Origin of the sequence: Streptomyces durocortorensis, assembly GCF_016901035.1 — a bacterium.
GTDB classification, from domain to species: Bacteria; Actinomycetota; Actinomycetes; order Streptomycetales; family Streptomycetaceae; genus Streptomyces; species Streptomyces durocortorensis.
Window position 1 is genome coordinate 26,010 of the sequence record NZ_JAFEUF010000082.1, and the last position, 2,274, is coordinate 28,283.

At 73.9% G+C, this 2,274-nt stretch carries 3 protein-coding genes; 1 reads left to right on the top strand and 2 read right to left on the bottom strand.

Features of this window, described 5'->3' with window-relative positions:
* Nucleotides 1-201: 201 nt before the first annotated feature.
* Nucleotides 202-618: a hypothetical protein gene (locus tag JS521_RS17650; RefSeq protein WP_205083930.1), complete on the bottom strand. Its 417-nt coding sequence runs from the start codon at nucleotides 616-618 to the stop codon at nucleotides 202-204.
* A gap of 169 nt (nucleotides 619-787) precedes the next feature.
* Between JS521_RS17650 and JS521_RS17655 the strand changes: the two genes are divergently transcribed.
* On the top strand, nucleotides 788-1,633 hold the full coding sequence (locus JS521_RS17655) for a MurR/RpiR family transcriptional regulator (protein WP_205083931.1): 846 nt from the start codon (nucleotides 788-790) through the stop codon (nucleotides 1,631-1,633).
* 31 nt (nucleotides 1,634-1,664) lie between these two features.
* Here JS521_RS17655 and JS521_RS17660 read toward each other — a convergent pair whose 3' ends face one another.
* Nucleotides 1,665-2,039, bottom strand: a complete 375-nt coding sequence (locus JS521_RS17660) for a roadblock/LC7 domain-containing protein (RefSeq protein ID WP_205083932.1) — start codon at nucleotides 2,037-2,039, stop codon at nucleotides 1,665-1,667.
* Nucleotides 2,040-2,274 lie beyond the last annotated feature (235 nt).

The following is a 2,274-nucleotide window of genomic DNA, read 5'->3' on the forward strand; positions in this document are numbered from 1 at the left end:
CCCGCGCGGGCCGCGGGGGGGGGGGGGGCGGGCGCCGGCCGCATCGCTCTGTCCCGCGGGGGGCGGGCCCCCCCCCCGCGGGGGGCCCCCCCCCCCCCCCGCCCCCCCCCCAGGGCTCCCGCATAGCCGGGGCTTCCGTCGGGCCCGGGCATCGGCCGCCCGGGCCCGGTCGTCCGCAGGTCCCGGTCGCGCCGGGTGGTCTCAGTCCTTCCAGCCGGACAGCGCCCGCTCCTCCCGGCGGCGGAACAGCCCCCCGCCCCGCGCCGCCTGGAACGCGTTGACGCCGACGATGCCGAGCCAGGCCACCACCAGCCCCTCGATCCCGGCGTTCACGACGCCGATCGCGGACAGCGGGACCGCCAGGATCAACGAGACGATCCCCAGCGCGTGCCGCTCCCCGAAGGTCTCCGGATCCGCCGGGCGCGGACCCCGGGCGGTGGTCGTCTGCTGCTCGGCGAGCTGGCGGCGGACCCGGCGGTCGAGTGTGGTGTCGAGACGCTGCTCGACCTTCTCCAGGAACGACTCGATGAGCACGGACTCGTACTCCGCGCCCAGCTCGCCGCGGGCCTGGAGGGTGGCGGCGAGCTCCTTCTTGAGCTCGTGGTCACGGGCTTCCATGTGCATGGACGTTACGGAGCCGGCGGGCCGCCCGCAGTGGGGCTAGCCCCCGGATTCCGTGGGGCTAACCCCCCTTACGGGGCCCCTGCATATGGACATACAGCGACCTTCCTGGCTGAATAGAACGGTCGGCGCCGGTCGGGCGCGACGGATCCAGCAAGGGGACAGCATGAGTGGCAGCAGCCCCGCCGCACGGTTGCAGCGGCTCTTCGAGGGCCACCGGCTCACGCCCACCCAGCGGCGCATCGCGCACTGCATGGTCCGCCGGGCCGCCGACGCTCCGTTCCTCTCCAGCGTGGAGCTGGCCGAACTGGCCGGGGTCAGCCAGCCCTCCGTCACCCGCTTCGCCGTCGCCCTAGGCTTCGACGGCTACCCGGCGCTGCGCCGGCACCTGCGCGAGGTCGCGCCCGCCGACCCGGAGCAGGAGGACGCGGGGGAGCGGTACAACGAGTACCAGCAGGCCGTCCGCGCCGAGATCGAGAACCTCCAGCACCTCTCCGACGTACTCGCCGACCCCGCCCCCGTCGAGCGCGCCGGGCGGCTGCTCGCCGGCTCCCGGCCGCTGCCGGTGCTCGGGCTGCGCGCCGCCTCCTCGCAGGCCCGCGGCTTCGGCTACTTCGCCGCCAAGGTGCACCCCGACGTACGCGTGCTCGACGAGGGCGGCAGCATGCTGCCCGACCGGATCGACTCCGCCCGCCGGGCCGGGGCGACCGCCCTGATGTGCTTCGCGCTGCCGCGCCACCCCAAGGAGAGCGTGGACGCGCTGGCGTACGCCCAGGACCAGGGGCTGACCGTCGTGACGGTCGCCGACTCCGCCTTCGCCCCCGTCGCCAAGCACAGCGATCTGCTGCTCCCGGCGGCCATCGGCTCCGGGCTCTCCTTCGACACCGTATGCGCGCCGATGCTGCTCGGCCGGGTGCTGCTGGAGGCGATGTGCGACGGACTCCCCGACGCCCAGGCGCGGTTGGAGGAGTTCGACGTACGGGCGGCGGCGCGCGGCCTGTTCGTGGAGTGAGAGCCCCCGGCCCCGCGCCGCCCCGGACGCGTCAGACCTCCAGCTCGGCCTCGATCTTCTTCAGCTGGTGGCGGGCCATGGCCAGGTTCGCCCGGCTGGCGTCCAGCACCAGGTAGAGGAACAGGCCGTTGCCGCCACGGGTCTTGAGCAGCCGGATCAGGTGGTACTGGGTGTTCAGGGTGATGAGGATGTCCTCGATCTCCTCCTTGAGCCCCAGGTGCTCCATGGTGCGGAGCTTGGCGCGGATCACGTCGGTGTTGCCCGCGGCGGCGACCTCCAGGTTGAAGTCCTTCCCGCCGCCGAGCGTGCCCAGGGCCATCCCGCTCGTGTAGTCGACGAGGGCGACACCCGTGGTGCCCTCGATCGAGCTCATCGCATCCTTCAGTGCCGCTTCGGTGTTCGCCATGGGGGCTCGTTTCCTTTCCCTGGCCGGTCGCGGTGACCGGGTCCGTTTCGGTGCCGGCCGCTGGGCCGGTTTCTGTGCGGGCTGGTGCTCGGGCTTCTGCGTGATGGCTGAGTCCCGGTGGTTGTGGCGGTACGGGTGGGGGGATCGGGGCCGCTGCGCGAAGGTGCGTTACGTGGGGCGTTGCGGCAGGGCGCGGTCGGGTGCGGTGGCGGGGCGCGGAGGCGCGGCGCGGGGC